This is a genomic window from Rhizobium sp. Leaf306, from assembly GCF_001423425.1.
GTDB lineage: Bacteria > Pseudomonadota > Alphaproteobacteria > Rhizobiales > Rhizobiaceae > Neorhizobium > Neorhizobium soli.
Genome location: NZ_LMNX01000001.1, coordinates 182,762 through 208,002, shown reverse-complemented (window position 1 = coordinate 208,002; position 25,241 = coordinate 182,762). Strand labels below are relative to the sequence as shown.

General features: G+C 60.8%; 27 protein-coding genes. 11 read left to right on the top strand and 16 right to left on the bottom strand.

All coding sequences use genetic code 11. The features are described 5' to 3' along the window. Window positions 1-93 precede the first annotated feature (93 nt). Entirely contained in the window at window positions 94-816 is a 723-nt protein-coding gene (locus tag ASG19_RS00940) for a hypothetical protein (protein WP_062453322.1), read from the top strand. A 91-nt stretch (window positions 817-907) separates the two neighbouring features. Here ASG19_RS00940 and ASG19_RS00935 read toward each other — a convergent pair whose 3' ends face one another. After that, window positions 908-1,957, bottom strand: a complete 1,050-nt coding sequence (locus ASG19_RS00935; RefSeq protein ID WP_062453321.1) for a diguanylate cyclase — start codon at window positions 1,955-1,957, stop codon at window positions 908-910. A 174-nt stretch (window positions 1,958-2,131) separates the two neighbouring features. Then, window positions 2,132-2,647: a DinB family protein gene (locus ASG19_RS00930; RefSeq protein ID WP_062453320.1), complete on the bottom strand. Its 516-nt coding sequence runs from the start codon at window positions 2,645-2,647 to the stop codon at window positions 2,132-2,134. Between the two features lie 152 nt (window positions 2,648-2,799). Between ASG19_RS00930 and ASG19_RS00925 the strand changes: the two genes are divergently transcribed. Further along, window positions 2,800-3,489 (top strand): glutathione S-transferase family protein, encoded by a 690-nt coding sequence (locus ASG19_RS00925; protein WP_062454742.1) that lies wholly within the window; start codon window positions 2,800-2,802, stop codon window positions 3,487-3,489. An 81-nt stretch (window positions 3,490-3,570) separates the two neighbouring features. After that, window positions 3,571-3,993, top strand: coding sequence for a nucleoside-diphosphate kinase (gene ndk / locus ASG19_RS00920; protein ID WP_062453319.1), 423 nt, complete (start codon window positions 3,571-3,573; stop codon window positions 3,991-3,993). 73 nt (window positions 3,994-4,066) lie between these two features. Here the strand turns inward: ndk and ASG19_RS00915 are convergent, their stop codons facing one another. Both ASG19_RS00915 and ASG19_RS00910 read right to left on the bottom strand, forming a co-directional pair. After that, the gene (locus ASG19_RS00915; protein WP_062453318.1) at window positions 4,067-4,585 is read right to left on the bottom strand and encodes a hypothetical protein; all 519 of its coding nucleotides are present in this window, start codon (window positions 4,583-4,585) and stop codon (window positions 4,067-4,069) included. Beyond that, entirely contained in the window at window positions 4,582-5,145 is a 564-nt protein-coding gene (locus ASG19_RS00910; protein WP_062453317.1) for a CGNR zinc finger domain-containing protein, read from the bottom strand. Before ASG19_RS00910 ends, ASG19_RS00915 begins: the two co-directional genes overlap by 4 nt. A gap of 67 nt (window positions 5,146-5,212) precedes the next feature. Between ASG19_RS00910 and ASG19_RS00905 the strand changes: the two genes are divergently transcribed. Next, the gene (locus ASG19_RS00905) at window positions 5,213-6,109 is read left to right on the top strand and encodes a branched-chain amino acid ABC transporter permease (RefSeq protein WP_062453316.1); all 897 of its coding nucleotides are present in this window, start codon (window positions 5,213-5,215) and stop codon (window positions 6,107-6,109) included. Window positions 6,110-6,112: 3 nt separating this feature from the next. Here ASG19_RS00905 and ASG19_RS00900 read toward each other — a convergent pair whose 3' ends face one another. From ASG19_RS00900 to uvrC, 4 genes are all read right to left on the bottom strand, one after another. Beyond that, on the bottom strand, window positions 6,113-6,571 hold the full coding sequence (locus ASG19_RS00900) for a molybdenum cofactor biosynthesis protein MoaE (protein ID WP_062453315.1): 459 nt from the start codon (window positions 6,569-6,571) through the stop codon (window positions 6,113-6,115). A gap of 15 nt (window positions 6,572-6,586) precedes the next feature. Further along, window positions 6,587-6,841 carry a molybdopterin converting factor subunit 1 gene (moaD, locus tag ASG19_RS00895; RefSeq protein WP_062453314.1) on the bottom strand — a complete coding sequence of 85 codons (255 nt, stop codon included), beginning with the start codon at window positions 6,839-6,841 and terminating at the stop codon, window positions 6,587-6,589. Next, window positions 6,838-7,428, bottom strand: a complete 591-nt coding sequence (gene pgsA / locus ASG19_RS00890; RefSeq protein WP_062453313.1) for a CDP-diacylglycerol--glycerol-3-phosphate 3-phosphatidyltransferase — start codon at window positions 7,426-7,428, stop codon at window positions 6,838-6,840. The genes moaD and pgsA overlap by 4 nt, the downstream gene beginning before the upstream one ends. 129 nt (window positions 7,429-7,557) lie before the next feature. Beyond that, complete coding sequence (gene uvrC, locus ASG19_RS00885) at window positions 7,558-9,612, bottom strand: excinuclease ABC subunit UvrC (RefSeq protein ID WP_062453312.1); 2,055 nt, start codon at window positions 9,610-9,612, stop codon at window positions 7,558-7,560. A gap of 741 nt (window positions 9,613-10,353) precedes the next feature. Here uvrC and ASG19_RS00880 point away from each other — a divergent pair. Then, window positions 10,354-10,992, top strand: coding sequence for an outer membrane protein (locus ASG19_RS00880; RefSeq protein WP_062453311.1), 639 nt, complete (start codon window positions 10,354-10,356; stop codon window positions 10,990-10,992). Window positions 10,993-11,093: 101 nt separating this feature from the next. Here ASG19_RS00880 and ASG19_RS00875 read toward each other — a convergent pair whose 3' ends face one another. The 4 genes from ASG19_RS00875 to ASG19_RS00860 all read right to left on the bottom strand — a co-directional run bounded on the left by ASG19_RS00875 (window position 11,094) and on the right by ASG19_RS00860 (window position 14,543). Further along, window positions 11,094-12,104: a tripartite tricarboxylate transporter substrate binding protein gene (locus ASG19_RS00875; protein WP_062453310.1), complete on the bottom strand. Its 1,011-nt coding sequence runs from the start codon at window positions 12,102-12,104 to the stop codon at window positions 11,094-11,096. Between the two features lie 181 nt (window positions 12,105-12,285). After that, window positions 12,286-12,882, bottom strand: a complete 597-nt coding sequence (locus ASG19_RS00870; RefSeq protein WP_062453309.1) for a glutathione S-transferase family protein — start codon at window positions 12,880-12,882, stop codon at window positions 12,286-12,288. Between the two features lie 57 nt (window positions 12,883-12,939). Continuing rightward, complete coding sequence (locus ASG19_RS00865; RefSeq protein WP_062453308.1) at window positions 12,940-13,626, bottom strand: ribonuclease; 687 nt, start codon at window positions 13,624-13,626, stop codon at window positions 12,940-12,942. 50 nt (window positions 13,627-13,676) lie between these two features. Then, a complete protein-coding gene (locus ASG19_RS00860; protein ID WP_062453307.1) occupies window positions 13,677-14,543 on the bottom strand; it encodes a 23S rRNA (adenine(2030)-N(6))-methyltransferase RlmJ in 867 nt (288 codons plus the stop codon). A gap of 83 nt (window positions 14,544-14,626) precedes the next feature. Between ASG19_RS00860 and ASG19_RS00855 the strand changes: the two genes are divergently transcribed. Continuing rightward, a complete protein-coding gene (locus ASG19_RS00855; protein ID WP_156466380.1) occupies window positions 14,627-16,765 on the top strand; it encodes a molybdopterin oxidoreductase family protein in 2,139 nt (712 codons plus the stop codon). Continuing rightward, window positions 16,762-17,349: an NUDIX domain-containing protein gene (locus ASG19_RS00850; protein WP_062453305.1), complete on the top strand. Its 588-nt coding sequence runs from the start codon at window positions 16,762-16,764 to the stop codon at window positions 17,347-17,349. Before ASG19_RS00855 ends, ASG19_RS00850 begins: the two co-directional genes overlap by 4 nt. On the opposite strand, the gene ASG19_RS00845 is transcribed toward ASG19_RS00850, so the two are convergent. After that, window positions 17,346-17,753 (bottom strand): type II toxin-antitoxin system VapC family toxin, encoded by a 408-nt coding sequence (locus ASG19_RS00845; protein WP_062453304.1) that lies wholly within the window; start codon window positions 17,751-17,753, stop codon window positions 17,346-17,348. The genes ASG19_RS00850 and ASG19_RS00845 overlap by 4 nt on opposite strands. Continuing rightward, entirely contained in the window at window positions 17,753-18,028 is a 276-nt protein-coding gene (locus ASG19_RS00840) for a type II toxin-antitoxin system Phd/YefM family antitoxin (protein WP_062453303.1), read from the bottom strand. The genes ASG19_RS00845 and ASG19_RS00840 overlap by 1 nt, the downstream gene beginning before the upstream one ends. A gap of 151 nt (window positions 18,029-18,179) precedes the next feature. Between ASG19_RS00840 and ASG19_RS00835 the strand changes: the two genes are divergently transcribed. Next, complete coding sequence (locus tag ASG19_RS00835) at window positions 18,180-19,007, top strand: alpha/beta hydrolase (protein WP_062453302.1); 828 nt, start codon at window positions 18,180-18,182, stop codon at window positions 19,005-19,007. Window positions 19,008-19,072: 65 nt separating this feature from the next. On the opposite strand, the gene purN is transcribed toward ASG19_RS00835, so the two are convergent. Together purN and purM are read right to left on the bottom strand one after the other, a co-directional pair. Further along, a complete protein-coding gene (purN, locus tag ASG19_RS00830) occupies window positions 19,073-19,699 on the bottom strand; it encodes a phosphoribosylglycinamide formyltransferase (RefSeq protein WP_062453301.1) in 627 nt (208 codons plus the stop codon). Continuing rightward, window positions 19,696-20,769: a phosphoribosylformylglycinamidine cyclo-ligase gene (gene purM / locus ASG19_RS00825; protein WP_062453300.1), complete on the bottom strand. Its 1,074-nt coding sequence runs from the start codon at window positions 20,767-20,769 to the stop codon at window positions 19,696-19,698. Before purM ends, purN begins: the two co-directional genes overlap by 4 nt. 248 nt (window positions 20,770-21,017) lie before the next feature. Here purM and ASG19_RS00820 point away from each other — a divergent pair, with 248 nt between their 5' ends. From ASG19_RS00820 to ASG19_RS00810, 3 genes are all read left to right on the top strand, one after another. After that, window positions 21,018-22,196, top strand: coding sequence for an AI-2E family transporter (locus tag ASG19_RS00820; protein WP_062453299.1), 1,179 nt, complete (start codon window positions 21,018-21,020; stop codon window positions 22,194-22,196). Window positions 22,197-22,203: 7 nt separating this feature from the next. Continuing rightward, complete coding sequence (gene hdaA, locus ASG19_RS00815) at window positions 22,204-22,911, top strand: DnaA regulatory inactivator HdaA (protein WP_062453298.1); 708 nt, start codon at window positions 22,204-22,206, stop codon at window positions 22,909-22,911. 100 nt (window positions 22,912-23,011) lie between these two features. Further along, window positions 23,012-25,225, top strand: a complete 2,214-nt coding sequence (locus ASG19_RS00810; RefSeq protein WP_082476230.1) for an RNA degradosome polyphosphate kinase — start codon at window positions 23,012-23,014, stop codon at window positions 25,223-25,225. Window positions 25,226-25,241: the final 16 nt, after the last annotated feature.

Genomic DNA, 25,241 nt, shown 5'->3' with positions numbered 1-25,241 from the left:
GCTCACGGCAGGAATTGCCGTTGGTAGCCGAACGGGCCGCTCGGTCCGGTCCGCATGTCGCGGCGGCAAGAATGTGAAAGAGGAGAGGTCAGCATGCGTGTTATGATGGGAAGGGAATCGATCGAGATCTTCGAGAAACAGGATCTGGGAACGCCCTATACGCTTACGGTCATGAACGAGAACCCGAAGTTCCAGAGTTATGCGTTGTTCCAGACGATACCGGACGTGGTCGGCGCGTCGCAGAGCCCGTTGTCTCTGGCATGGATGATCGGCAACGCGGCCTCGGGCAGCCCGGAAAACCCGAGCACGTCGGTATTCAGCTGGACGATCGACTACTCGATCAGCGCCGGTTACATCCAGGAACTGGGTTCGACACTCAACCCGCGGGCATTTGCTACCGCCAGCAAATGTGACGTGGTTCTCGATGGCCTGAACAACGTCGCCGTAACCTATCAGGGCGCGTTCCCGAACGGTGCTCCGGCGTTCCCGACAAATCCGACCAGCGGCCCCGCAGGTGTCTTTCTCGTGCGGGCGAACAACCTGATCCCGTCGGTTCTGCAGCAGGCCAGTGTCCGGATGTCGCTGAACGTGGGTCTTGCGATGGGCGGCAAACCGGCCGTCGCCGTGCAGCTCGAGCCAAACCTCGACTACACATTCACGCCGAAGCCGAGCTATTTCATCATCGCCGGCTCGTTCATCGAGGGGCAGGTGATCGATACGGCCATCTCGTCCGCAGCGTTTCCGGTCCAGTTCGCGCAGGGCGTGACCAGAAAGACAATCCGCTTCACGCAGGAAAACCAGTTCGTTCCCGCCTGACGCCGACGCGATCGACTTTTTGCTGAAATGCAGGACGCGGCGCCCGGATGGGCCGCCGCGTCAACGTCGTATGGGGGATCGGTCGATGCGTTCAGGAAACGCGACGGCTTGGATCGCCGAAGATCGCCACGGTGTCGGTTCCGGCGCCTGAACCCTGGGCACGAAGACTTTCGAGTGCCGTTGCCGCATGCAGCTTGATCTGTTGCGGCGAGAATGCCTCGGTCGAGAGCGCCACGCCGATCGACAGCCGCATGTGGGGGTAATGCCCTTCACCGGAACCTGCAAACACGAGGCTGTCGGCGATCGAAGTTACGAGTCGATCGGCGATCGCTTTTGCACCGCTCCGATCAACATCCTCGAACAGAAACGCAAAGCTGTCGGTCGCGGTCCGGGCCAGAAAGTCGTTCTTCTTGATCGCCTTGCGGAAAATCGCGGCGGCGCGCTTGACGATCCGGCCGGCAGTCACCTGGCCATAGGTCTGCGCCATCTCGCCGAGATCGACGAGGCGGACGACAAACAGCGCGGCCGCGCGATGCTCGGCGGCAGGCGCGTAGAGCAGATCCAGCTTTTCAGCCAGCGCCACATGGTTGGGAAGCCCGGTCAGCCGGTCGGACAGAGAATTGGTTCGGGCCGCTTCCGCCAGATTGCTCGACATCAGCAGCCGGTCGGCGGCAAGCTCCAGAGATTTGGTGAGACCGATCTCGGCGGAGAGCGTTTCGCTGAGGTTCGCCTGAAGATGATCGAGCTCGGCCTGGATGTCGGCGAGACCGCTGGCACTTCCGCTCCGAAGGCTTTCGGCCGCCGTCTCCAGCGCACGTACGAAATTCTGCTTCTTCAGCGTGGCCTGGGCAATCGTGCCGACGAGATCGAGAACGCGTCTCGTTTCCTCGTCCCGGTTGGCGATCGATAGAACCACGAAGCCGGGAAGCTGGTAGCGCAGGCCGATCTCGTCGATCTGGGCCTGGGTAGCGCCGGCCGGAAGGGTGGCGACGTCGCGGGTAAGCGCCGGATCGGACCCCGACAGCGCTTCGTGGAACAGCGTGTAGTTGCGTGGAAGACCGGCAACGTCCTGCTTTGCCATCTGCTGCGCCACGACAGCCAGGCTCCTGTCACGCGATTGCCGTGCATTGTCCGCCGACATGATCCACCTATTCCTCAGGGTCTCGTTACTGTCTCGTTTCAGGAAGACATTACGCGAGATCGAGGGTTAAGAACGCCTGAAACGTTGGCTTTTGTCAGGCGTTTGAAGACGTCTCGTTGCGAATACGGTTAAGGCTGAGTTCACAACCCCTGTTTGTCCTAAAGCCGTATTACGTTAAACCTGCATCCACTGTTTTCCATGCCCCCGTAGGAAGGCGATCATATCGAGCACTACGGAGGGCTTGCCGAGCGAGGTGAGGATGGCGTGCACCTGCCCCCGGTGGTGGGTCTGGTGGTTGAAGAGATGGGCGAGAACAGGCGCCACTGGTTCGGTGACCTCCGTCGGAACGGTCACCGGCGTATAGGTGACGGTGGTGCTGAGCGCGTTATCGGTCAGAGACCCGAGATAGTTCGTAATACGGACATCTTCTGCGTCACGCGCCGTGCGCAGGTCAGAGAAATCCTCGAACAGAACGGCCCCCAGATCCGTCGAGGCCGTGCCGTCTCCGGTCAGGCGGCGCATCCAGATGCGGTCGGCAACGAGAATGTGGTTGAGCGTGCGGTGGATTGGTCCGAAGAAGGCGCCACGATCTTCGCGGTATTCGGCGTCCGTCAGCGCGGCACAGGCATCGTAGACCTGTGAATTTGCCCAGGAATTGTAAGCGGCAAGCATCTGGAAATGGCGCAGCATTCAAAGCGTCTCCGGTTGTTCACGTGTAATCATACCGGATTTGTCGGCCAACCCGAGGGGCAGGGGTTGATACCACCCATGAAATTTCCTGACTGGATTTGTGAGGCTTCCCATCCCATCATGTGCGGTGAGTGACAGATCAGGAGCCCATGATGACACGCATTCTCTATTCCCTCTGCGGCGCTGACGCGCACCGGCCATTTTCGCCGCATGCGTGGAAAGTGGTGATGGCGCTCAAGCACAAGGGGCTCGAATACACGGAGCAGCCGACACCGTTTACGCAGATCCCCAACCTGGAGAACGGGTTTTCCAAGACCGTGCCGATCCTGCGGGACGGAAACGAATTGATCCGTGACAGTTTCGACATCGCGGTCTATCTGGACGAGCGCTATCCCGACCGTCCGACCCTGTTCGGCGGGGAAGGCGGCAAGGCGCTTTCCCGGTTTGTCGAGGGTTTTTCGCAGACGGTGGTACACGGCGCAATCGCGAGGATCGCAATCAAGAGCGTACACGATACGCTGGGGCCGGCCGACCAGGCCTATTTCCGCAGCAGCCGCGAGGCCATATTCGGCCGGTCGCTGGAAGAGGTCGCCGCCGACCGGCAGAGGGAAATCGACACCTTCGCCGAGAAACTGAAGCCGGTTACGCACACGCTGAAATTCCAGCCTTTCCTTGGCGGCGAGGCGCCGCTGTTTGCCGACTACATTCTGTTCGGCGCGCTGCAGTGGCTGCGGGTGACGGATGGTGCCGACGTGCTGGGCAAGGACGGCTTGCTGGCTTCGTGGTTCGAGCGTCTGCTCGACCTTCATGACAGCGCAGGACGCGTTGTGACGGCTGCGTGAAATTAGGCCCATCCCCCTTGTTTCCGGCGAAAGGGGCGGTTAAACACCGCCCACTTTCCGTGGAAACAAAGGATGAGACCAATGGCGATTGAACGCACGTTTTCGATGATCAAGCCGGACGCAACGAAGCGCAACCTGACCGGTGCCATCACCAAGGTATTTGAAGACAACGGCCTGCGCATCATCGCATCCAAGCGCGTCTGGATGAGCAAGCGCGAAGCTGAAGGCTTCTACGCCGTTCACAAGGAACGTCCTTTCTTCGGCGAACTCGTCGACGGCATGACGTCCGGCCCGACCATCGTTCAGGTTCTCGAAGGCGAAGGCGCCATCCTGAAGAACCGCGAAATCATGGGCGCGACCAACCCGGCCAACGCCGACGAAGGCACGATCCGCAAGCAGTTCGCCCTGTCGATCGGTGAAAATTCGGTTCACGGTTCGGATGCTCCGGAAACCGCTGCTCAGGAAATCGCTTACTGGTTCGCCGAAACCGAAATCGTCGGCTGATTGCTGCGCGGATCGGTTTGATCTTCAAAGGCCGGGGCATTCGCTCCGGCCTTTTTTGGTGTCTGCGGCAAGGTCATGGCGTCGCCGGGCAGCCGGTTCGCCCTGAGAAGTCGGTCGAGCCATCGGCCTTGAACATGTCGGGGTTGGGTGTGTAGGCTGGGCCGACGACCAGCGGTGCCGCCGGTATCACAGACTGATCGACATCCGACGTCACGGTGGTTTCGATCACCTGCAGCACCTCGCCGGACGCGCCTGTCAGCGTGATGGCCACGCGGTAGGGCCTGTCCTTCCGGACGCACTGGACGAACGGGCTGGCAAGCGTGAGCACATCGTCGACATCGAGAACTTTCTCTACGGTGAAAAGCGCCGGTCCGCCCTGCGGATCTTCGAATTCCGCTCTGGCGTGGCTTTCCTTAGGGGTGGCGGCGACCTTTCGAAGCGTGACGAGGTAGTTAGCGGTAGCCACCCGGTAGTTGAAGACGAAAATCCGGCCGGACAGTTCGAAATACACGCCTTCCGACGGTCGCTGGCAGCCAGTCACAATCAGGCCCATCACGCAGAGCCCGGCTGATATCGCTGCCCTCCACCTCATGTTGCGTCTCCAGCCGAAGGTCCGCCATCGCGGCTGCGGCGATAGTGGCGGTTCGCCTTCACGCGGTTGCCGCAGACGGTCATGTCGCACCAGCTTCTGCTGCGGTTGCGGCTTCGGTCGATAAACAGCCAGCCGCAATTGCCGCAGGTCTTCAGGCGGGAAATCTGATCGTCGCCGAGAAGCCGCAAGGCCGAGCGGGCGGTGGCGGCCTCAAGTGAGCCGGTGCCGGTTCCGCGCAACGCCACAGCCGTCGCGCCAAGCAGATCGGCCAGTTTGTGCGGGTCATCCTCGCCATCCGCTCGAGCACGGAAATACCGGTCGATCGCTTCCCGAAGCACGAGGAAATCGGCGCGTCTTTCCGCGGCGACTGGCGTCACTTCTCCAAACAACGCCCGCTCCGCCGAGAATTCTCCGGCCGCCTCGGGAAAGGCATCCATCTGCTGCGGAGAGGCGAAGCGATCAATGCGGCGTGACGGATCGATGCGCAGTATGACGCTGTTGGCGACATCGAGCGCCAAGGCGCCACCGACGAAACGATGCGGGGTCCAGGTGAAATCCATCCCAGAATTATAACTGGTGTAACGCGGTTTACCAGTTATATTCGTGTCATCCTTTTGGGGTTTGCCGATGGCCTATCTGCTCCAGCAATTGGCGAATGCTGTGCCGCTGTCGGTACTCTACGCAACGCTTGCCTTCGGCTACGTGATCGGCTTTGCGCTGACGAAGCGCGCAGACATCGCCTATGGCGCCATCTTTGCTTTTTCCGGCCATCTCTACGTGTTGTTCGCGCAGCTCGGCTGGGACGAGTTCTGGCTTGTCCTGCCGGCGGCACTGGCGATGGGGGCGGGCGCGGCGATCGTCGGCGGCGTCGCGACCGGGATCGCGGTCGGCGGGCTGACCCTGCGGTTGATCGAAAGGCATGCGCGCAACGCGCCGATCGTCGCCGCGCTGGGCGTGCTGCTGGTGCTGATGGAGGGCGCTCGGCTTGCCTCCGGCTCCCGGGAGATCTGGCTATCGCCGTTTTTGAACCGTGCCGTTCCGCTCTGGGCGGGTGATGGCTTCGCGGTAACCCTGACGCTGATCCAGTTGCTCAATTCCGGCCTGATGCTGGCAATGATCGCGGCCGGCTGGCTGGTGATCGATCATACTAGCCTCGGGCGCGTCTGGCGGGCGGTGGCCGACGACAAGATTGCGGCCCAACTCTGCGGCATCAGTTCCCGTCTGGTATTCGTCCTCGCCTACGCGGCAGCATCTCTATACGCCTCCGTCGCAGGCGTGTTGGCGACCTCGTATTACGGAACGATGGACTTCGGCGCCGGGTTGCTCATCAGCATCAAGATCGTCCTGATTGCCGCAGCCGGCGGACATTCGCATCCGCTGCGGTCGGCAGCCGGTGCCGCCGCTGTCGGTTTCGCCGAAACACTGTGGAGCGGTTACGGCCCGATCCTGTGGCGGGATTTCGCCATCGGGCTGGTGCTGGTTGCGGTTCTCGTCATCAGCCGGCGGGAAAGGGTGGTCCCGTAAACCTCAGCGCCACCGATCGCGGGCGGTATCGTCGGCGTCTTTCGCATCGACCCAGGACCGGGGCGAACCGTCAGCCGCGTGTTCCTTTTTCCAGAACGGCGCCGATGTCTTCAGAAAATCCATCACGAAATTGGCGCCGTCGAAGGCTGCCTGGCGATGCGAGGCGACGGCAATGACCAGGACGATGTTGGCACCGGGGGCAATCTTGCCGTAGCGATGGATGGCGGTCAGTCCGAGAAGCGAAAAGCGGTCGATGGCAAGAAGGGCGATGCGGTTCATCTCGGCTTCCGCCATGCCCGGATAATGCTCGAGCTCCAGCGCCGAGAGCGCTCCCTGCTCGTCACGGCAAAGACCGCAGAAGCTGACCACCGCGCCGATATCCATGCGGCCGGCAGTGAGGAGATCGATCTCCGATCGCAGATCGAAATCGTCGGTCTGGACGCGGATCGTGGGCATCGTCATCAGATTGTCTTCCGTTTACCCGCCTGTCATCGGGGGGAAAATGCCGATCTCGCGTGCTCCGGCGATCTTTTCGAAATGCTCCACATGCTCCTGGTCGATCGCGACGCGAATGACCTCGGGATATTGCAGCGCGTTCTCGTATTCCTCGCCGAGCGTCTTCAGGTGATTAAGGAGATCACGCGCGGTAACGACCTCAGGCGGCAGGTCGAGATCTTCCTCGGTCTTGCCGATTCTCTCACGCACCCAGGCGAAATAGACGAGTTTTGTCATCCCTCGTCATCCACGAGATGCTTGAGACCGGCGCGGAAATAGTCGTAGCCGCTGTAGAAGGTGAGGGCCGCGGCGACCCAGAGAAGGCCGATGCCGATCTGCGTCGTGAACGGCAGGAACTTGTCGCCGGCAGGTCCGGCCAGCAGGAAGGCGATCGACACCATCTGGATCGTCGTCTTCCACTTGGCGATGCGGGTCACCGGCACCGATACCTTGAGCGCCGCCAGATATTCACGCAGGCCCGAGACGAGAATTTCGCGGCAGAGAATCGTGATTGCAGCCCACAGCGACCAGCCGGCAATCGTCTGGTCGGCAGCAAGCAGCAGAAGCACGGCGGCAACCAGAAGCTTGTCGGCGATCGGATCCAGCATGCGGCCGATATTCGAGGTCTGGTTCCAGATACGGGCCAGATAGCCATCCAGATAGTCGGTCAGCGACGCCACGACGAAGATCCAGAATCCGGCCCAGCGGGCAAAATCCGAACTTTCCAGCTTTCCTTCGATGAAGAAGCACAGAACGATCACCGGTACGGCAAGGATGCGCGCATAGGTCAGAAGATTGGGAATGTTGTACGCGCGGGAAGCCATGATGGACCTGTGCTTGAGGGTTGCCTCTAGTTGAGGTTTCGAGACGCCAGCGTCAACAGTTTTCGCGGCTTTTTTACAGTTGGTTGAGATGCATACGCTGTTTTGATGACCCATGCATGTCGTTCATCGTCATCCACTTCGGCTCTCGTGGAAGTGATTATAGACCTGTTTGGCCACCGCTTCGGAAATTCCTTCGACCGCCATCAGATCGTTGAGACCTGCGCGGGACACGGCCTTTGCGGTGCCGAAATGCTGCAGCAGCTTGCGCTTTCGGCCCGGCCCGATGCCGGCGATTTCGTCGAGCGGGTTCTTGATCATTTCCTTTTTGCGCCGGGCCCGGTGCGAGCCGATCGCGAACCGGTGCGCTTCGTCGCGCATGCGCTGGACGAAGTAGAGGACGGGATCGCGTGGCGGCAGAGAAAAATCGCTGCGGCCATCGGCAAAGAAGCGTTCGCGGCCGGCATCGCGGTCGACACCTTTGGCCACCCCGATCGCCGTCACCACGTCTCGGATGCCAAGTTCGTCGAGGATGGTGCGCACAGCCGTCATCTGGCCCTGGCCGCCATCAATCAGGATGACATCGGGCCATGCCGGGAAGGCGGCATCGTTGATGTCATCGCTGGTCGCCTCGACGGGTTTCGGCGCCGAGATGCTGCGATCAGGAATGCCTTCTTCCTTGATCAGTCGCGAGAAGCGCCGGGTCATGACCTCGCGCATCATGCCGAAGTCGTCGCCGGGGGTGATGTCGGTCGATTTGATGTTGAACTTGCGGTACTGGCCCTTCACGAACCCTTCCGGACCCGCGACGACCATGCCGCCGACGGCATTGGTCCCCATCATATGCGAGTTGTCGTAGATCTCGATGCGCCGGGGCTGGTAGGGCAGGCTGAAGGTTTCGGCGAGACCCTTGAGAAGGCGCGCCTGCGACGATGTTTCGGCCAGCTTGCGGCCATGTGCTTCGCGCGCATTGGCAGCGACGTGATCGACGAGATCGCGCTTTTCCCCACGCTGCGGCACCAGGATCGAGACCTTGTGTCCCGCCTTTTCGGAAAACGCGAGCGCCAGCAGTTCCTGCTCCTCGACCGTTTCCGACAGCAGGATCTGCTTGGGAACCGGCTTGTCGTCATAGAACTGCGCGAGAAACGCGTTGAGGACCTCCGCTCCCGCCATCTGCGGATCGGCCTTCGGGAAATAGGCGCGGTTGCCCCAGTTCTGGCCGGTGCGGAAGAAGAACACCTGGATGCAGGTAAGCCCGCCTTCGTGGTGGATGGCGAAGATATCGGCTTCCTCGACGCCGGCCGGATTGATGCCCTGGTGGCTTTGAACGTGGCTGAGCGCTGCAAGCCGATCGCGATAGATCGCGGCGCGCTCGAAATCCATGTCTTCGGAGGCTTCCGACATCTGCCTGGCGATGACGGTCTTCACGTTCTGGCTCTGGCCCGAAAGAAAGTCCGAGGCTTCCTTGACGAGCTCGGCATAGCCCTCGTCGCTGACTTCATGGGTGCAGGGGCCGGAACAGCGTTTGATCTGATAAAGAAGACAGGGACGCGTGCGGCTCTCGAACACGCTGTCTGTGCAGGTGCGCAGCAGGAACGCACGCTGTAGCGAGTTGATCGTTCGGCCGACGGCAGAGGCCGATGCGAACGGTCCGAAATACTGGCCTTTGCGGGCGCGGGCGCCTCTGTGTTTCATCAGGGCAGGGGCACGGTGATCGCCGCTGATGAGAATATACGGAAACGACTTGTCGTCGCGCAGCAGAACGTTGAACCGCGGACGTAACCGCTTGATGAGGTTCGCTTCAAGCAGCAGCGCCTCGGTCTCCGTCCGCGTCGTGACGAATTCCATATGCGTGGTTTCGCGCACCATGCGGGTGAGGCGGTTGGAATGCAGTCGGCCCTGCGCATAATTGCTGACGCGTTTCTTGAGGCTCTTCGCCTTGCCGACATACATCACGTCGCCGGCCTCGTTGAACATCCGGTAGACGCCCGGCGCGTTCGGAAGGTGCTTGACGAACTCGGCGATCAGGTCGGCGCCCTTGAGGCCCGTGTCGTGGCGGACAGCCTCGTTCCAGTCGATGGACGTGGTGATAGCCGCAGCGACCGCTTCCGGTGCCAGGGCATCGTCGTCATCGTCTTCGTTTCCGTCATAAAGAACGCCGCCATCGGGCACATTCTTCGCGTTCATCGCATGTCTCCGCCGGCAGAATCAGTTCAGACGACTATTTCTGCGGGCTCATCTCGTCTTTGTGATCATCCAACCCGAAGAAATCGGCGACTCGGGGCTGAAGCTGTTCGCCAACAGATAGTGTTTTGCCGGCAGCTTTGGAAGCGTGCCACCACGCCTGCATTTCTCTCTCAGCAAACGTGCTCGCGGGGTCCTGGAAGCGAATACGGCAGGAATTCGGCCTCGTTTCGACCGGAAATGACGATTTGCAAGTAGGAGTTCTGCAGGATGCTGTGATGGCGTTGATGCGTTGCTCGGCTAAATTTGAGTTAAACTCGAATAAAGGAGGCTAAATCTCGCGCCTCTCGGAGTCGTGATATGTATCGAGGCTGTTTGGCAGCGTTTGTTCGCAATGTTAAGAAACGATCAAGAAATGTAAAATGCTCTATAGTGCGATTAACGTCTCATTATCCTTAACGATATACCTGTGGCGATGAAGCAACATCGAAATTTAGCCGTCTAGCTGCCACAAACAATTCACATTTCGGCTCTTTCAATTCCTCAATTGCCCCCCAAATTCGTCCTCAGCCAGCAGGGAACAAAGCTGTCGTCAACTCTGTTGATGTGACACTTGCCCGGCAGCCTACAGCGCCGATACCCGAAAGGGTGCGCAGGGACGTTGTAGCAATTAGGAATACTCGTGTCGGACCTTCCGAAACCCGAAGTGGTTTTTGAGCCGATGCGCCAAACGGAGAAAAAGGTATGCGTATTCTCGTCGCGACTCTGATGGCCTCGGCTGCCAGCTTTATTGCAATTTCCTCGGCCAGCGCTGCTGACGCCGTCGACCAGATCCCTGCAGCTCCTATGGCTGTTGAAGAAGTCGCACCGGCCGCTACGTGGCAGGGCTTCTACCTCGGCGCCACCGGTTCCTACGACTGGGGCCGTTTCGGCGGTGGCGACTACAATGCCAAGGGTGCAGGCGGCGGTGCTTACACCGGTTACAACTGGCAGAGCGGCCAGGTTGTGTACGGTATCGAAGCTGACGTCGGCTACAACGGCCAGGACGGCAGAACGTCCGGCGGTTATCGTGGCGAAGCTGGCTGGGACGGTTCGGTCCGCGGCCGCGTCGGTTACGACCTCAACCCCTTCCTGATCTACGGTACGGCTGGTGTCGCGCTGCAGAACAACGAACTCAAGGATGCAACGTCGTCTGACGACAAGACATCCGTTGGTTACACGGTCGGCGTCGGTGCTGAAGCATTCGTCACCAGCAACATCACGACCCGTATCGAATATCGCTACACGGACTTCGCAGCCAAGGACTACAGCCTCGACAGCGGCAACGTCTCCAAGGGCTTCGACGACCACAGCGTTAAGGTCGGTATCGGCGTAAAGTTCTAATAAGAACAATAAAAAGCCGGGAGCGTTTCCCGGCTTCTCATCTAAAAGCCCGTTGTCACCAACGGGCTTTTTTCATGCGTGGTTTTCGGTCGGTATAACGGTCAGTCCATCTGGATATTGGCGTTCTTGACGACCGGGGTCCATTTTGCGAGTTCGGCTGTCACGTGTTTACCGAGTTCCTCCGGGGTGGAACCGACGATCTTGGCGCTGAAATCCTTCATCCTCGCGACAACTGCCGGGTCCTGTAGCGCCTTGTTGGCGGCGTCGTTCAGTTTTGCGACCACTTCAGGCGGCGTGCCGGCCGGTGCGAACAGGGCGTTCCAGGTGTAGGTCTCGTAACCCGGTACCGTCTCGGCAATCGTCGGCACGTCCGGGAACGAAGCTGCCCGCTCGGCAGTGGTGACGCCCAGTGCCTTCAGAGTTCCCGCCTTGATATGCGGAGACGAGGAGGGCAGGTTGTCGAACATGATCGAGATCTGGTTGCCGATCAGGTCGTTGAGGGCAGGACCCGCGCCCTTGTAAGGAACATGCTCCATCTTGACGCCGGTCATCGCCTTGAACAATTCGCCCGAGAGATGCAGGGGCGTGCCGTTGCCCGACGACGCGTAAGAATACTTCTCCGGCTCCTTCTTGAGGAGCTCCACCAGTTCCGCCACCGTGTTGACCGGCAGTTTCGGATTGATGACCAGAACGTTCGGCACGATGACCAGTAGCGAGACAGGCGCAAAATCCTTCTCGGGGTCGTAGGGCTTCTGCTTGAGGATCAGCGGGTTGAGCGCGTGGGTCGCAACCGTGCCCATCAGGATCGTGTAACCGTCCGGCTCCGCACGCGCGACGCGGTCGGCGCCGAGATTGCCGCCGGCTCCGGCGACGTTTTCGACCACGATCTGCTGGCCGAGGATATCGCCCATCTTCTGCGCCACGACTCGACCGACAACATCCGTCGATCCGCCGGCTGCAAACGGCACGACGAGGGTGATCGTCTGGTCGGGAAACGACTGGGCCGCAGCCCCGGTGGCTGAAAGTGCTAGTGACATCAGGGACAGAGCCGAGCCTGCAAGGGCTACGGAAAGGCGCAGGGCGGTTCGCCGCGTCAACGCTGATCGCTTCATGAAATTCCTCCGAATTGCTTCAAACGGCCTCCCGCCGTTCTCGTCATAGTAGCGGAGGAAAACCGGAGGGCAAGCGTTTCAATTGCTTGTGCAAATGGGAGAAGGTCTCGAAAGACCGGCAGGTTGTGCCAGGATCCGCGGCAACCCAAGAGTTCTAGGGCGGCCGCGGATCTCATTCGGTTCAGGCGTAGGGCTTCATTTCCATATAGGCCGGAAAGCGCTTGGAGAACGTGTCAGGCCAGGAGGCGAGTTCCGGACGACCTTCGGCCCACTGGCCGTTAAAGCGCAGGTCGAGATAACCGATCATAGCGGCAAGCGCGAAATGGCCACCATGCAGCTTCTTGCCGGTCTTCGGCAGGTTCTTTTCCAGATAGTCCAGCCCGCGCACCACCTTGTCCCACTGCTTGTCGATCCAGGGCTGGTGGACCTTTTCCTCTTCGCGCGAGCGACGCTCGTAGACGATCGCGAGAAGGCTATCGGTAATGCCGTCGCAGAGCGCTTCGAGCACTTCCGCCTCGGTCCGCTTCACGTCCTTCTTCGGGTAAAGCTTGCCGCCGGAGTGACGATCGAGGAAGTGCATGATCGCGACGCTGTCATAGACCGGCGGCTCGTTCTTGCGGATCAGAACCGGGATCTTCCCGAGCGGATTGTTGTCGATGAGTTCGGGAGGCGCCGCATTCGTGTCGGTCTTTTCTTCGGTCACGTCGAGACCGAGATGGCGGGCGGCCATGCGAACCTTGACGGAGTAGGGCGAGGCCGGGGAGTGGAGGATCTTCATCGGTATGTCCTTGTTCTGATATCGAGGGCCGCTGGTGTCATCTTGAGCAAGCGGATGTCAGCGGGCCGGAGGAAGCGTAATCTGGCCAATCCGGCAGCCGCGGCGGTCGACCTCCGCGCAATCGCGAAACTGTAGATCCTTGCTAAGGCAGATACGAATTTCATCGAGCTTTTCACCTTCGCAGCTCGCAGCGATACCGCGGCGGGAAAGACCCGGGTTGGCGGACATGAAGGCCTGCTCGATGGCATCAGGGGAAAGCTTGAGCGGGCTTTGCCCGCCAGCAAGGTCCGCCGGAAGTTTGACGTGCTCAAAAGCCTTGCGGACAGTGTCGAAATAGGTTGGCTGGTCGAGGCCGGTGCAGCTTCCATGCTTGCGCCACTGGTGACCGATCAGACCCATCGACGGCATGATGTCGAACAGCTTTTCACCAAGCTGGCGCGGCACGCGATCGGGTTCCGACGAGCGGCAGAAATCCGGGAAGCCGGTTTCGTATTGCGGCCAGAGCCCGTGTACGACGAAGCGGAAACGCTTGTCGGTGCCGCATTGCTGCCGGTTGCGGCCTCCGTCATCGGATGCGCAGAAGGTTGGCGACCAGGACAGAGAGAGGACGTAGAAATCGAAAGCGCCCGCACGGTCCTCGGAGCCTTGCTGACCCCGGTTGCGCTGCCGCTCCTGCGCCGTCGACGCAGTAGTGAAGGCGAGAAGGACGACGAGGCCTGCAAGGGCGGCGAACAAGCGTTTCATGGTGGGCGGCCTCCAGTCGCGCCGCACCATGAAAGGGATGCGCCGACGGGTCAAGCCTCGGCGTCGGTGTGTTCACCTCTTATCCAGAAGCATCGCTGCGAGGCGTAACGATCCTGTGCCAGCGCCGTCTTTATCGGGGGCAGGATCGTATGCAGCTCATCCTTGAGCGTGAAAGGCGGGTTGACGATGACGAGGCCCGAGCCGTTCAGGCCGACAAGATCCCGGTCGCTTTTCACGGTCAGCTCGACGCAGAGCATTTTGGGGATATCCAGCGCGTTCAACTGCTCGTGGAAGTCCTTGATCGGTGCGCCCTTCTTCATCGGGTACCAGAGGCAATAGGTGCCGCCTGAAAACTTGCGATAGGCGTTGGCAAGACCCCTGACCATCCGGTCGTACTCGCCTTCTTCCTCGAAGGGCGGATCGATCAGCACGATGCCGCGCTTTTCCTTCGGCGGCAGATGCGCCCCGAGCGCCAGCCAGCCGTCGAGTTCGGTCACACGTGCCTGGTAGTCGCCTTCGAACAGGCGCGACAGGCGGGCAAAGTCTTCCGGATGCAGCTCCATTGCCGAGAGACGGTCCTGCGGGCGAAACAGCATGCGCGCGAGTTTCGGCGAGCCGGGATAGAACTTGACGCCACCCTTCGGGTTCAGTTCCTTCACGGCACCGAGATAGGGCGCAAGGATTTCGGCCACTTCGGGAGAAAACTCGGCATCGACCAGCTTGCCGATGCCGTCGAGCCATTCGCCGGTCTTCTGCGCTTCTTCGGAGGATAAGTCGTAAAGCCCGATGCCCGCATGCGTATCGAGGAAGCGGAACGCCTTGTCCTTGTTCTGTGCATAAAGAACGAGCCGCGACAGGACGGCGTGCTTGAGGACGTCGGCGAAATTGCCTGCGTGGTAGATGTGCCGATAGTTCATCTCAGCTTGTGTCTCGCTTGAATAAAATTGATGCGCTGCAAATGGCCCTTTTTGCAGCCGTCGCCATGCCATATAGAAAAGCCATGAACGTTGCGACCCCCATTCCCGAAAGCCCCGTCGTTGGTCACACTTCCGTCGGCCATACCGTCTGTCCGCACGACTGTCCGAGCGCCTGCGCGCTGGATGTCGATCTGACCGCGGATGGCAGGATCGGTCGTGTCCGCGGCTCGTCCGACAACAGCTACACGGCCGGCGTCATCTGCGCCAAGGTCGCGCGCTATACCGAGCGCATCTATCATCCCGGCCGCCTGATGGTGCCACAGCGCCGCATGGGTGCCAAGGGCGAGGGGCTCTGGCAGGAGATCTCCTGGGAAGCGGCGCTGGACGAGATCGCCGATGCGTTCGTCAAGGCTGAAGCGAAGCACGGGTCCGAGGCGGTGTGGCCCTATTTCTATGCGGGAACCATGGGTCAGGTGCAGCGCGATTCGATCGAGCGCCTGCGTCATGCCAAGAAATATTCCGGCTTTATGGGCACGATCTGCACCAACATGGCCTGGACCGGCTATGTGATGGGCACCGGCGCCCTGCGCGGCCCCGATCCGCGCGAGATCGCGAAATCCGATTGCGTCGTGATCTGGGGCACCAACGCGGTCTCCACCCAGGTCAATGTGATGACCCATGCAATCAAGGCCCGCAAACAGCGCGGCGCCAAGATCGTCGTCATCGACATCTACGATAATCCGACAATGAAACAGGCCGACGTCAAGCTGGTGCTGCGCCCTGGCACCGATGCGGCACTCGCCTGCGCCGTGATGCATGTCGCCTTCCGCGATGGGTATGCCGACCGTGCCTATATGGCGAAATATGCCGATGATCCGGCAGGCCTCGAAGCGCATCTGAAAAGCCGCACGCCGGAATGGGCGTCGGCGATCACAGGTCTCAGCGTCGAAGAAATCGAAGGGTTCGCCAGGCTCGTCGGCACGACGCCGAAGAGTTTCTTCCGGTTGGGCTACGGCTTTTCCCGTCAGCGCAACGGCACGGCGGCGATGCACGCGGCGCTGTCGATCGCGACCGTGCTCGGCTCCTGGCGACACGAAGGCGGCGGCGCCTTCCACAACAACGGCGAGATTTATCGGTTCAACAAAGCCGAGCTGATGGGCACGGCCTACAAGGATCCGGACATCCGCATGCTCGACCAGTCGCAGATCGGCCGCGTGCTGACCGGCGACGCGGAAGCGCTGCGCCATCGCGGACCGGTGACGGCGCTGCTGATCCAGAACACCAATCCGATGAACATTGCCCCGGAACAGCGCCTGGTACGCGAAGGTTTTCTGCGCGACGATCTTTTCACCGCCGTCCACGAGCAGTTCATGACCGATACGGCAAAGGTTGCCGATATCGTTCTGCCCGCGACCATGTTCCTCGAGCATGACGACCTTTATCGCGGCGGCGGGCACCAGCATATCCTGCTCGGCCCGAAACTGGTCGAACCACCGGCAACGGTGCGCACCAACCTTTTCGTCATCGAGGAACTGGCAAAGCGTCTCGGCGTCGACGGGTTTGCCGGCTTCGGCATGGACGAACGCACCCATATCGACCGTATCCTGACTGCCAGCGGTTGGGGTTCCTATGACGCGCTGAAGGCCGACAAGTGGATCGATGCGCAACCGGATTTCGACACCGCGCACTACATCAACGGTTTCGGCTATCCGGACGGCAAATTCCGCTTCAGCCCCGATTGGGTCAACGGCCCATCGCCGGATCGGACGCCCGACAGCGTCGGCCCGCTCGGGCCACACGCGCAGTTGCCGCGTTTTCCCGATCATGTCGATGTGATTGAGACAGCCGACGCCGAGCATCCGTTCCGCCTCGCGACCTCGCCGTCGCGCAGCTTCCTCAATTCATCCTTTGCCGAGACCAAAAGCTCGGTGGAGAAGGAAGGGCGGCCGGACGTGATGATCGATCCGACGGACGCCGCACGTCTCGGCATCGTTGACGGCGATATAGTCACGCTCGGCAACAGTCGGGGCAAGATCCGTCTGCATGCGAGACTCGTGGCCGGCGCGAAACCGGGCGTGCTGATCGCCGAAGGACTGTGGCCCAACGACGCGCATCTCGACGGCGAGGGCATCAACGTCCTCACCGGCGCCGACCCGGTGGCGCCTTTCGGAGGTGCTGCCGTGCACGACAACAAGGTCTGGCTACGCAGGGAAATCGCATGAGCGACGTGAATGACCGGGTGAAGATCGTCAGCGATACGACGCTGTCGCAGGGCTGGACGCGGCTTTCCGATTATCAACTCGACTATACTGATCGCAACGGCGAGACGCAGCGGATCAAGCGCGAGGTTTTCCATCGCACGCCGGCCGCCTGCATCCTGCTTTATGACCGCGAACGCGATATCGTCGTCCTCGTCAAACAGTTCCGGCTGCCCGCGCATCTCATCGGCGAGCCGTCCTTCATGATCGAGGTCCCGGCCGGCCTTCTTGATGGCGAAGACGCCGAAGACGCGATCCGCCGCGAGGCGATGGAGGAGACCGGCTACCGGATCCGCGACGTGCGTTTCGTCTTCAAGGCACTGACGTCGCCGGGCTCCGTGACGGAGGTCATCCACTTCTTCCACGCCTCGATCGATCTTTCCGACCGGATCAACGAGGGTGGCGGGCTCGCCGACGAGCACGAGGATATAGAAGTGCTTGAGCTTCCGCTCGACAAGGCCGTCACGATGATCACCGACGGCGAGATCATCGATGCCAAGACAATCATGCTGCTGCAGTGGGCCGTGCTTAACCGGGCGGCGCTTTAGGCCCGCACGAGGCTGCACCCGGCCGACGGGGCTGCCGCGATCAACTGCTTGTCGAGCGTTGCGAGTTCGAGGTTTTCCTCGAGCGACAGCGCAAGATAGGCGGCGTCGTAGGCGGATAGCTGGTACCGTGTCGCAAGGTCGAGAATAACGCCGTCATCCTCGACAGCGACCGTCGATATGTTGAGCTTGCGCAGCTTCGCCAAGCCTTCGAGGACGAGGTCGAACGAGATGCGCTGACGCCTGTATGCGACCATCAGCACGTTCCGCACTTCGTACCAGAGCAGTTGTGGCGCGATTGCCTCGGAAGTCTGCAGGCGAGCAAAGGCTGCATCTGCGATTGGATGACGTTCGTCTGGAAGGATCCAGCTGCAAACCACGGATGCGTCTGCAACGAATGCCGTCACTATCGGCGACCTTCCTTTTTCCACTCAACGATTTCCTCGGCAGTTGCCGACGGCATCCTGTCGCGGAAAGCGATGATGTCTTCGATCACTGCCCGCCGCCGCGCGAGTTGTTCTTCGGTGAACTCAGCATTCATACCGGGCGTGGCCGCGATCGGGCTGAGCCGCGCGACGGGTGTTTCGCCACGCGCAATCACCACCTCCTGGCCGGCTTCGACGAGGGGCAGGAGCTCGGAAAGTTCGGTTTTCGCATCACCCAGCTTGACCGTGATCGTCATCTCACACCTCCGGTTCAATCCAAGGTAGTCCGCGCCAAGCCGGTCGTCAAATGGCTGGTCGTTGGGAGGGATGCATCGCTTCCATGTCGGGGAACAATTGCCAGAGACCTCCCGTTAGACTGGTTCCATTGCCAGAAGAAGGGATGCAAAGATGACCATGATCACCACCCGCGACGGAACGCAGCTTTATGTCAAGGACTGGGGTCCGAAGACCGGCCGTCCCGTTATCATGATGCACGGTTGGCCGCTGACATCCGACACCTGGGACGACTTCGCGGTGGTGGCAGCAGACGCCGGGTTCCGCGCCATTTCCTATGACCGACGCGGGTTCGGCCGCTCCGAGCAGCCGTGGGACGGTTATGAGTACGATACGCTGGCCGACGATCTTGCCGATGTCATCGAGGCGACCGGCGCGCAGGATGCAGCACTGTTCGGCTTTTCCATGGGCGGTGGCGAGGTTGCCCGCTATATGTCGCGCCACGGCGGCAAGGGCGTTTCCAAGGCCGCGCTGATTGCGTCGGTCGTTCCCTATATGGCGCAGACGCCCGACAACCCTGATGGTGTGCCGCAGTCGGTGTTCGACGAGATGACGGCCGGCATGAAGGAAGACCGGGCGCATTTCTTCCACGGCTTTTTGAAAAGCTTCTACGGCGTCGGCGTGTTCACCGGTTCGGTGAGCGAAGCCGTGCTCGACTGGTCGTTCCAGCAGACGATGATGGCGGGTCTTCGGCCAACGCTTGCTTGCGCCAAGGCCTTCTCCTCGACGGATTTCCGTCCGGACCTGCCGAGCTTCAAGGTGCCGACGCTGATCATCCACGGAACAGGCGACCAGACGGTACCGATCGAGACGTCCGGCCGTGCTGCCGCCGCCGCGATCCCCGGCGCGACGCTGATCGAATACGAGGGCGCGCCCCACGGACTGTTTGCATCGAACAAGCAGCAGCTGACGGATGACCTGATGGCGTTCCTGCGCAGCTAACACAAATGGCCGCACACCGGATGGTTATGTCCGGCGTGCGGCCAAGATGTACACGAACGCTGTGATTAAAACTCTGCCCGGCCGGCGCGTAAGCTGACGCCGCCGGTCGCCAGAAGCGCGAGTGCTTCCGGATAGATCTGGTGCTCGACGGTCAGTACCCGCGCAGCGAGCGTATCAGGCGTATCGCCGTTCTCAATGGGAACGCAGGCCTGGGCCACGATCGGGCCTTCATCCATGCCCTCGGTCACGAAATGCACCGTGCAACCGGCGACCCTCATCCCGGCATCGAGCGCGCGCTGATGCGTGTGCAAGCCCGGAAACAACGGCAGGATTGATGGGTGGATGTTGAGCATCCGGCCCTCGTAGCGGGAAATGAACTCTCCCGAAATCAGCCGCATATAACCCGCAAGACAGATAATATCCGGCTGGATATCCGCGAGCGTCTCGAGAATAGCCGCCTCGTGTTCGGCCTTGCCGGCAAAGGACCTGCGCTCGAATGCGAGCGTCAGGATGCCCCGCGCCTGAGCTTTGGCAAGCCCGCCGGCTTGCGGTTTGTCGGAGATGACGGCAACGATTTCGGCCGGGAAGCCTGGATCTTCACAGGCGTCCGCCAGCGACAGCATGTTGGAGCCGCCGCCGGAAATGAACACGACGACGCGCTTCTTCTGCACGCTGGCGAGTGCTTCGCTCATAGACCGAGCGTGCCCTTGTAGACGACGCCTGCTTCGCCTTCTGCACGGTCGATCATGCGGCCGAGCGGGACGACGATTTCGCCTTCGCGGGTGAGCACATCCGTCACCGTCTGCGCATTCTCAGCCGAAACGACGACGATCATGCCGATGCCGCAGTTGAACGTGCGCAGCATTTCCTTCGGCTCGACACCGCCGGTCTTTGCCAGCCACGAGAACACGGGCGGAACAGGGATCGAGTCGAGATCGACTTCGGCCGCCAGGTTCTTCGGCAGCACGCGCGGAATGTTTTCCGGAAAGCCGCCGCCGGTAATGTGGGCAAGCGCCTTCAGGGCGCCGGTTTCGCGGATCGCCTTCAGCAGCGGCTTCACATAGATGCGGGTCGGCGTCAAAAGCGCTTCGCCGAGCGACTTGCCGTCGAAGAACGGCGCAGGCGCGTCCCAGCCGAGGCCGGAGATCGAGACGATCTTGCGCACCAGCGAGAAACCGTTGGAATGCACGCCCGATGAGGTGAGGCCGAGAATGACGTCACCAGCTGCGAGATCGCCGACCGGTAGAAGCTGGCCACGTTCGGCTGCACCCACGGCAAAGCCGGCAAGGTCGTAGTCGCCATCGGAATACATGCCCGGCATTTCCGCCGTCTCGCCGCCGATCAGCGCGCAGCCTGCATCGACGCAGCCCGCAGCGATCCCCTTGACGATGGCAGCGCCCTGGTCCGGATCAAGCTTGCCGGTGGCAAAGTAGTCAAGAAACAGCAGCGGCTCTGCGCCCTGCACGACGAGGTCGTTGACGCACATGGCGACGAGATCGATGCCGACCGTGTCGTGGAAATTGGCATCGATCGCGATCTTCAGCTTGGTGCCGACGCCGTCATTGGCAGCCACCAGGATCGGATCGGTAAATCCTGCAGCTTTCAGGTCGAACAGGCCGCCGAAGCCACCGATTTCGCCGTCTGCGCCGGGACGGCGGGTTGAGCGTACCGCCGGCTTGATCTTCTCGACCATCAGGTTGCCCGCGTCGATATCGACGCCGGCATCGCTATAGGTGAGACCGTTCTTGCCCGTCTCGCTCATCGTAATTCTCCGTTGGGACATGCCGCGCGAACCGAAGATCGAGACCTTTCGGCGTGGTGCGGCTGCGCAAAAATCTCCGGCCCGCCATTGCATGACAAGGCGGAGGATGCAAGCAGAAGCGTGGGCTTTCAAGGCTTTTCACAGGCCCGGCCTCTGGCGACGCGGCGAAGTCGATGCCGATCTTGACCTTACCCGGTCCGGGCTCATATGCGTGATACCGGGAATGCAGTGCAAAAAAGGACGTAAAGATGCCCTATCATATCAGCGGAGCGAGCCTTCGCCGCCATGTCTTCTTCTGGGCAGCCGTTCTTTTCATCTTTGCGCTGTTTCTGTGGTTTTTCAGCTCCATCCTTCTGCCCTTCGTTGCGGGCATGGCGCTCGCCTATTTCCTCGATCCTGTCGCAGACTGGCTGCAGCGCCGCGGACTGAGCCGCATGATGGCTTCCGTGCTGATCCTGGTCTCGTTCGTCACGGTGTTCGCGCTGTCGCTGATGCTGGTCATCCCGATCATCGTCACCCAGTTCACCCAGTTCGCCGCCGCTTTGCCCGGTTACATCACCCAGTTGCAGCAGATCATTTCCAACCCGGAGAACTCGTTCCTGCCGAGCTGGGTCTCCAGCCAGATCGAGACCGTCAAACAGAATTTCTCCGAAGTGCTGAGCCAGGGCGCCGGTTTCATCGGTACCCTGTTTGCGCAGATCTGGAACTCCGGCAAGGCGATCGTCGACGTCGTGTCGCTTCTGATCGTTACCCCGGTCGTCGCCTTCTATCTGCTGCTCGACTGGGACCGGATGGTATCGAAAGTTGACAGCTGGATCCCGCGCGATCAGGTCCAGACGGTGCGCGATATCGCCCGCGACATGGATGGATCCGTCGCCGGCTTTATTCGCGGGCAGGGATCGCTCTGCCTCATCCTCGGCATCTACTATGCCGTCGGTCTGTCGCTGGTGGGCCTGAATTTCGGCCTGCTGATCGGCTTCGTCGCCGGCATGATCTCGTTTATTCCCTATATCGGCTCGATGATCGGTCTGATCATGGCGATCGGTGTGGCGCTCGTACAGTTCTGGCCGGACTATCTGTGGATCATGGCGGTCGCTGCCGTGTTCTTTTCCGGCCAGTTCCTGGAAGGCAATATCCTGCAGCCGAAGCTGGTCGGCGAGAGCGTCGGTCTGCATCCGGTCTGGCTGATGTTTGCGCTGTTTGCCTTCGGTGCCATGTTCGGCTTTGTCGGTCTTCTTCTGGCCGTGCCCGCAGCGGCAGTCGTCGGCGTGCTTGTCCGCTTCGCGATCTCACGGTATCTTGACAGCGATCTCTATTACGGCCGATCGGTAGATCTGCCGTGGGAAGGGGCGCCACAGGCCGTGGTCAATGAAAATACCGGCATGCAGCGTCTCGATGCTCCCAAGAGCGACCAGAAAGACATCTGAAAAGCGAATGACCGGATCGAGCGAACGCGACCAGCGCAGAAGCGAACAGCTTCCGCTGCAATTCACCCATGATTCCGCGCAGAGCCGGGATGATCTCCTGGTCTCCGAACGGCTGGCCGCCGCCGTCTCTATCGTCGACGAGTGGCCGGCCTGGCCATCGCCGGTCGTGATCCTTGCGGGTCCCGTCGGTTCCGGCAAGTCGCATCTCGCCCAGATCTGGCGGGAGCGGGCAGGGGCTGCCGAGATCCATCCGATCTCGGGTTCGAATGCAGCAACTGTCGCAGCGGATGGGCCGGTGCTGTTTGAGGACGCCGATCGGCGCGACTTCGACGAGACCACGCTTTTCCACGTCATCAATGCCGTGCGCCAGCATGGCCGCACTTTGTTGATGACATCGCGGCTGTGGCCCATGTCCTGGTCCGTGACGCTGCCCGACCTCAAATCACGGCTGAAGGCTGCGACCGTGGTGGAAATCGGCGAGCCCGATGAGGAATTGCTGGCCCAGGTGATGGTAAAACTGTTTGCCGATCGTCAGCTTTATATTGATGACAAACTTCTCAGTTACATCGTCACCAGGATGGAGCGATCCCTGGGCGCTGCGCAGACCATCGTCGACCGGCTTGACCGGTTGGCATTGGCGCGCGGGACCCGGATCACCCGTCCTCTGGCAACCGAAGTCCTCAAGGATTTCGGCAGTGCCGTACCGAATGATTAGCAACGTCTGCGCCGGCAATTGACTATGACGGTCGCGTCGTCAAACGTATCGCACGGCCCCACGCATACCGGTTATGGGGCTGGCTCTGGGATGGATGAAGATGGAATCGATGACGACCGAGATTGAGCAACCCAAAAAGGGCGAGGCAGCCAGCAGGGACGAAGCGGCGGATATGGGCGAGGCGCTGCTTTCCAGCCCCGAGCGGTTCATCAACCGCGAGTTTTCCTGGCTGCAGTTCAACCGCCGCGTTCTCGAGGAAACGCTGAACGCGTCGCATCCGCTTCTGGAGCGCATCCGCTTCCTGTCGATCTCGGCAGCAAACCTCGACGAATTCTTCATGGTGCGCGTTGCCGGTCTCGAGGGGCAGGTCCGTCAGGGCATCGTCATCAAGAGCCCCGATGGCAAGACGCCGGCAGAACAGCTGGATGCGATCCTGCAGGAAATCGACAATCTGCAGATGGAGCAGCAGGCTTCGCTCGCCGTGCTACAGCAGTATCTGGCGCAGGAAGAGATCTTGATCGTCCGTCCGGCAGCGCTTTCGGACGAAGACCGTAACTGGCTGTCCGGGACGTTCGACGACGAGCTGTTCCCGATCCTGACACCGCTTTCGATCGATCCGGCGCATCCGTTCCCGTTCATCCCCAATCTTGGCTTCTCGATGGGGCTGCAATTGCACAGCCTGAACGGCAAGGAGCCGATGACGGGTCTTCTGCGCCTGCCGACGACGCTTGACCGCTTCATCCGTCTGCCCGACGACGCAAACACGATCCGCTACATCACGCTAGAAGATGCGGTCGCCATGTTTACCGACCGGCTTTTCCCCGGTTACGAGGTCAAGGGCGGCGGTACGTTCCGCATCATCCGCGACAGCGATCTCGAAGTCGAGGAAGAAGCCGAAGATCTGGTCCGCTTCTTCGAGACGGCGCTCAAGCGCCGCCGTCGTGGCAAGGTCATCCGCATCGAGACCGATTCGGAAATGCCGGCGGAACTACGCCAGTTCGTGGTGCAGGAACTCGGCGTTCCGGACAACCGCGTCGCGGTCTTGCCGGGTCTTCTGGCACTCAACACGCTGTCGGAAATCACCAAGGCGCCGCGCGACGATCTGCGGTTCGAAAGCTACAACGCCCGATTTCCCGAACGCGTCCGCGAACACGCCGGAGACTGCCTCGCCGCCATCCGCGAAAAGGACATGGTGGTCCACCACCCGTACGAGAGTTTCGACGTTGTGGTGCAGTTTCTTCTTCAGGCAGCCCGTGACCCCGACGTCCTCGCCATCAAGCAGACCCTCTACAGAACCTCCAACGACAGCCCCATCGTCCGAGCCCTGATCGATGCGGCCGAGGCCGGCAAGTCGGTGACGGCGCTGGTCGAGTTGAAGGCACGCTTCGACGAAGAGGCCAACATCCGCTGGGCGCGGGACCTGGAGCGCGCTGGCGTGCAGGTCGTGTTCGGCTTTATCGAGCTCAAGACACATTCGAAGATGTCGATGGTGGTGCGCCGTGAGGACGGCAAGCTGAGAACCTACTGCCACCTTGGTACCGGCAACTACCATCCCATCACCGCAAAGATCTACACGGACCTTTCCTTCTTCACCTGCAACCCGAAGATCGCCCACGACATGGCGAATATCTTCAACTTTATCACCGGTTACGGCGAGCCGAAGGAAAGCACCAAGATCGCCATGTCGCCCTACACGCTGCGACCGCGCATTCTCAAACACATCGAGGAAGAGATCGCGCACGCGAAGGCGGGAGCTCCGGCCGCGATTTGGATGAAGATGAATTCACTGGTCGATCCCGAGATTATCGACGCCCTCTATCGCGCCAGCCGCGCCGGTGTCGAAATCGATCTGGTCATCCGCGGCATCTGCTGCCTGCGCCCGCAGGTATCCGGTCTTTCCGACAACATCCGCGTCAAATCGATCGTCGGGCGCTTCCTCGAACACAGCCGCATCTTCTGCTTCGGCAACGGTTACGGCCTGCCTTCGGACAAGGCGCTGCTCTACATCGGGTCTGCCGACATGATGCCGCGCAACCTCGACCGCCGCGTCGAAACGCTGGTACCGCTGCTCAATCCGACCGTGCACGAGCAGGTTCTTTCACAGATCATGCTGGGCAATCTCATTGACAATCAACAGAGCTACGAGATATTGGCGGACGGTACGTCAAGGCGCATGGAAGTGCGCAAGGGTGAAGAACCGTTCAACGCGCAGCATTATTTCATGACCAATCCTAGCCTCTCGGGGCGTGGTGAAGCCCTGAAATCCAGCGCTCCGAAACTGATTGCCGGCGTCATGTCCGGACGCAAAAAGTAGCCGGCAAGAACAGTCA

Excerpts from the sequence above, each read along its gene's own strand:
- hdaA (WP_062453298.1), top strand. The coding sequence starts at position 22,204 with ATGACCGGATCGAGCGAACGCGACCAGCGCAGAAGCGAACAGCTTCCG.
- ASG19_RS00835 (WP_062453302.1), top strand. The coding sequence starts at position 18,180 with ATGACCATGATCACCACCCGCGACGGAACGCAGCTTTATGTCAAGGAC.
- ASG19_RS00925 (WP_062454742.1), top strand. The coding sequence starts at position 2,800 with ATGACACGCATTCTCTATTCCCTCTGCGGCGCTGACGCGCACCGGCCA.
- ASG19_RS00850 (WP_062453305.1), top strand. The coding sequence starts at position 16,762 with ATGAGCGACGTGAATGACCGGGTGAAGATCGTCAGCGATACGACGCTG.
- moaD (WP_062453314.1), bottom strand. The coding sequence starts at position 6,841 with ATGACAAAACTCGTCTATTTCGCCTGGGTGCGTGAGAGAATCGGCAAG.
- ASG19_RS00855 (WP_156466380.1), top strand. The coding sequence starts at position 14,627 with ATGAACGTTGCGACCCCCATTCCCGAAAGCCCCGTCGTTGGTCACACT.
- ASG19_RS00870 (WP_062453309.1), bottom strand. The coding sequence starts at position 12,882 with ATGAAGATCCTCCACTCCCCGGCCTCGCCCTACTCCGTCAAGGTTCGC.
- ASG19_RS00930 (WP_062453320.1), bottom strand. The coding sequence starts at position 2,647 with ATGCTGCGCCATTTCCAGATGCTTGCCGCTTACAATTCCTGGGCAAAT.
- ndk (WP_062453319.1), top strand. The coding sequence starts at position 3,571 with ATGGCGATTGAACGCACGTTTTCGATGATCAAGCCGGACGCAACGAAG.
- ASG19_RS00900 (WP_062453315.1), bottom strand. The coding sequence starts at position 6,571 with ATGACGATGCCCACGATCCGCGTCCAGACCGACGATTTCGATCTGCGA.
- ASG19_RS00810 (WP_082476230.1), top strand. The coding sequence starts at position 23,012 with ATGGAATCGATGACGACCGAGATTGAGCAACCCAAAAAGGGCGAGGCA.
- pgsA (WP_062453313.1), bottom strand. The coding sequence starts at position 7,428 with ATGGCTTCCCGCGCGTACAACATTCCCAATCTTCTGACCTATGCGCGC.
- uvrC (WP_062453312.1), bottom strand. The coding sequence starts at position 9,612 with ATGAACGCGAAGAATGTGCCCGATGGCGGCGTTCTTTATGACGGAAAC.
- ASG19_RS00935 (WP_062453321.1), bottom strand. The coding sequence starts at position 1,957 with ATGTCGGCGGACAATGCACGGCAATCGCGTGACAGGAGCCTGGCTGTC.
- ASG19_RS00875 (WP_062453310.1), bottom strand. The coding sequence starts at position 12,104 with ATGAAGCGATCAGCGTTGACGCGGCGAACCGCCCTGCGCCTTTCCGTA.
- ASG19_RS00915 (WP_062453318.1), bottom strand. The coding sequence starts at position 4,585 with ATGAGGTGGAGGGCAGCGATATCAGCCGGGCTCTGCGTGATGGGCCTG.
- purN (WP_062453301.1), bottom strand. The coding sequence starts at position 19,699 with ATGAGCGAAGCACTCGCCAGCGTGCAGAAGAAGCGCGTCGTCGTGTTC.
- ASG19_RS00840 (WP_062453303.1), bottom strand. The coding sequence starts at position 18,028 with ATGACGATCACGGTCAAGCTGGGTGATGCGAAAACCGAACTTTCCGAG.
- ASG19_RS00860 (WP_062453307.1), bottom strand. The coding sequence starts at position 14,543 with ATGAACTATCGGCACATCTACCACGCAGGCAATTTCGCCGACGTCCTC.
- ASG19_RS00820 (WP_062453299.1), top strand. The coding sequence starts at position 21,018 with ATGCCCTATCATATCAGCGGAGCGAGCCTTCGCCGCCATGTCTTCTTC.
- ASG19_RS00940 (WP_062453322.1), top strand. The coding sequence starts at position 94 with ATGCGTGTTATGATGGGAAGGGAATCGATCGAGATCTTCGAGAAACAG.
- ASG19_RS00880 (WP_062453311.1), top strand. The coding sequence starts at position 10,354 with ATGCGTATTCTCGTCGCGACTCTGATGGCCTCGGCTGCCAGCTTTATT.
- ASG19_RS00905 (WP_062453316.1), top strand. The coding sequence starts at position 5,213 with ATGGCCTATCTGCTCCAGCAATTGGCGAATGCTGTGCCGCTGTCGGTA.
- purM (WP_062453300.1), bottom strand. The coding sequence starts at position 20,769 with ATGAGCGAGACGGGCAAGAACGGTCTCACCTATAGCGATGCCGGCGTC.
- ASG19_RS00910 (WP_062453317.1), bottom strand. The coding sequence starts at position 5,145 with ATGGATTTCACCTGGACCCCGCATCGTTTCGTCGGTGGCGCCTTGGCG.
- ASG19_RS00865 (WP_062453308.1), bottom strand. The coding sequence starts at position 13,626 with ATGAAACGCTTGTTCGCCGCCCTTGCAGGCCTCGTCGTCCTTCTCGCC.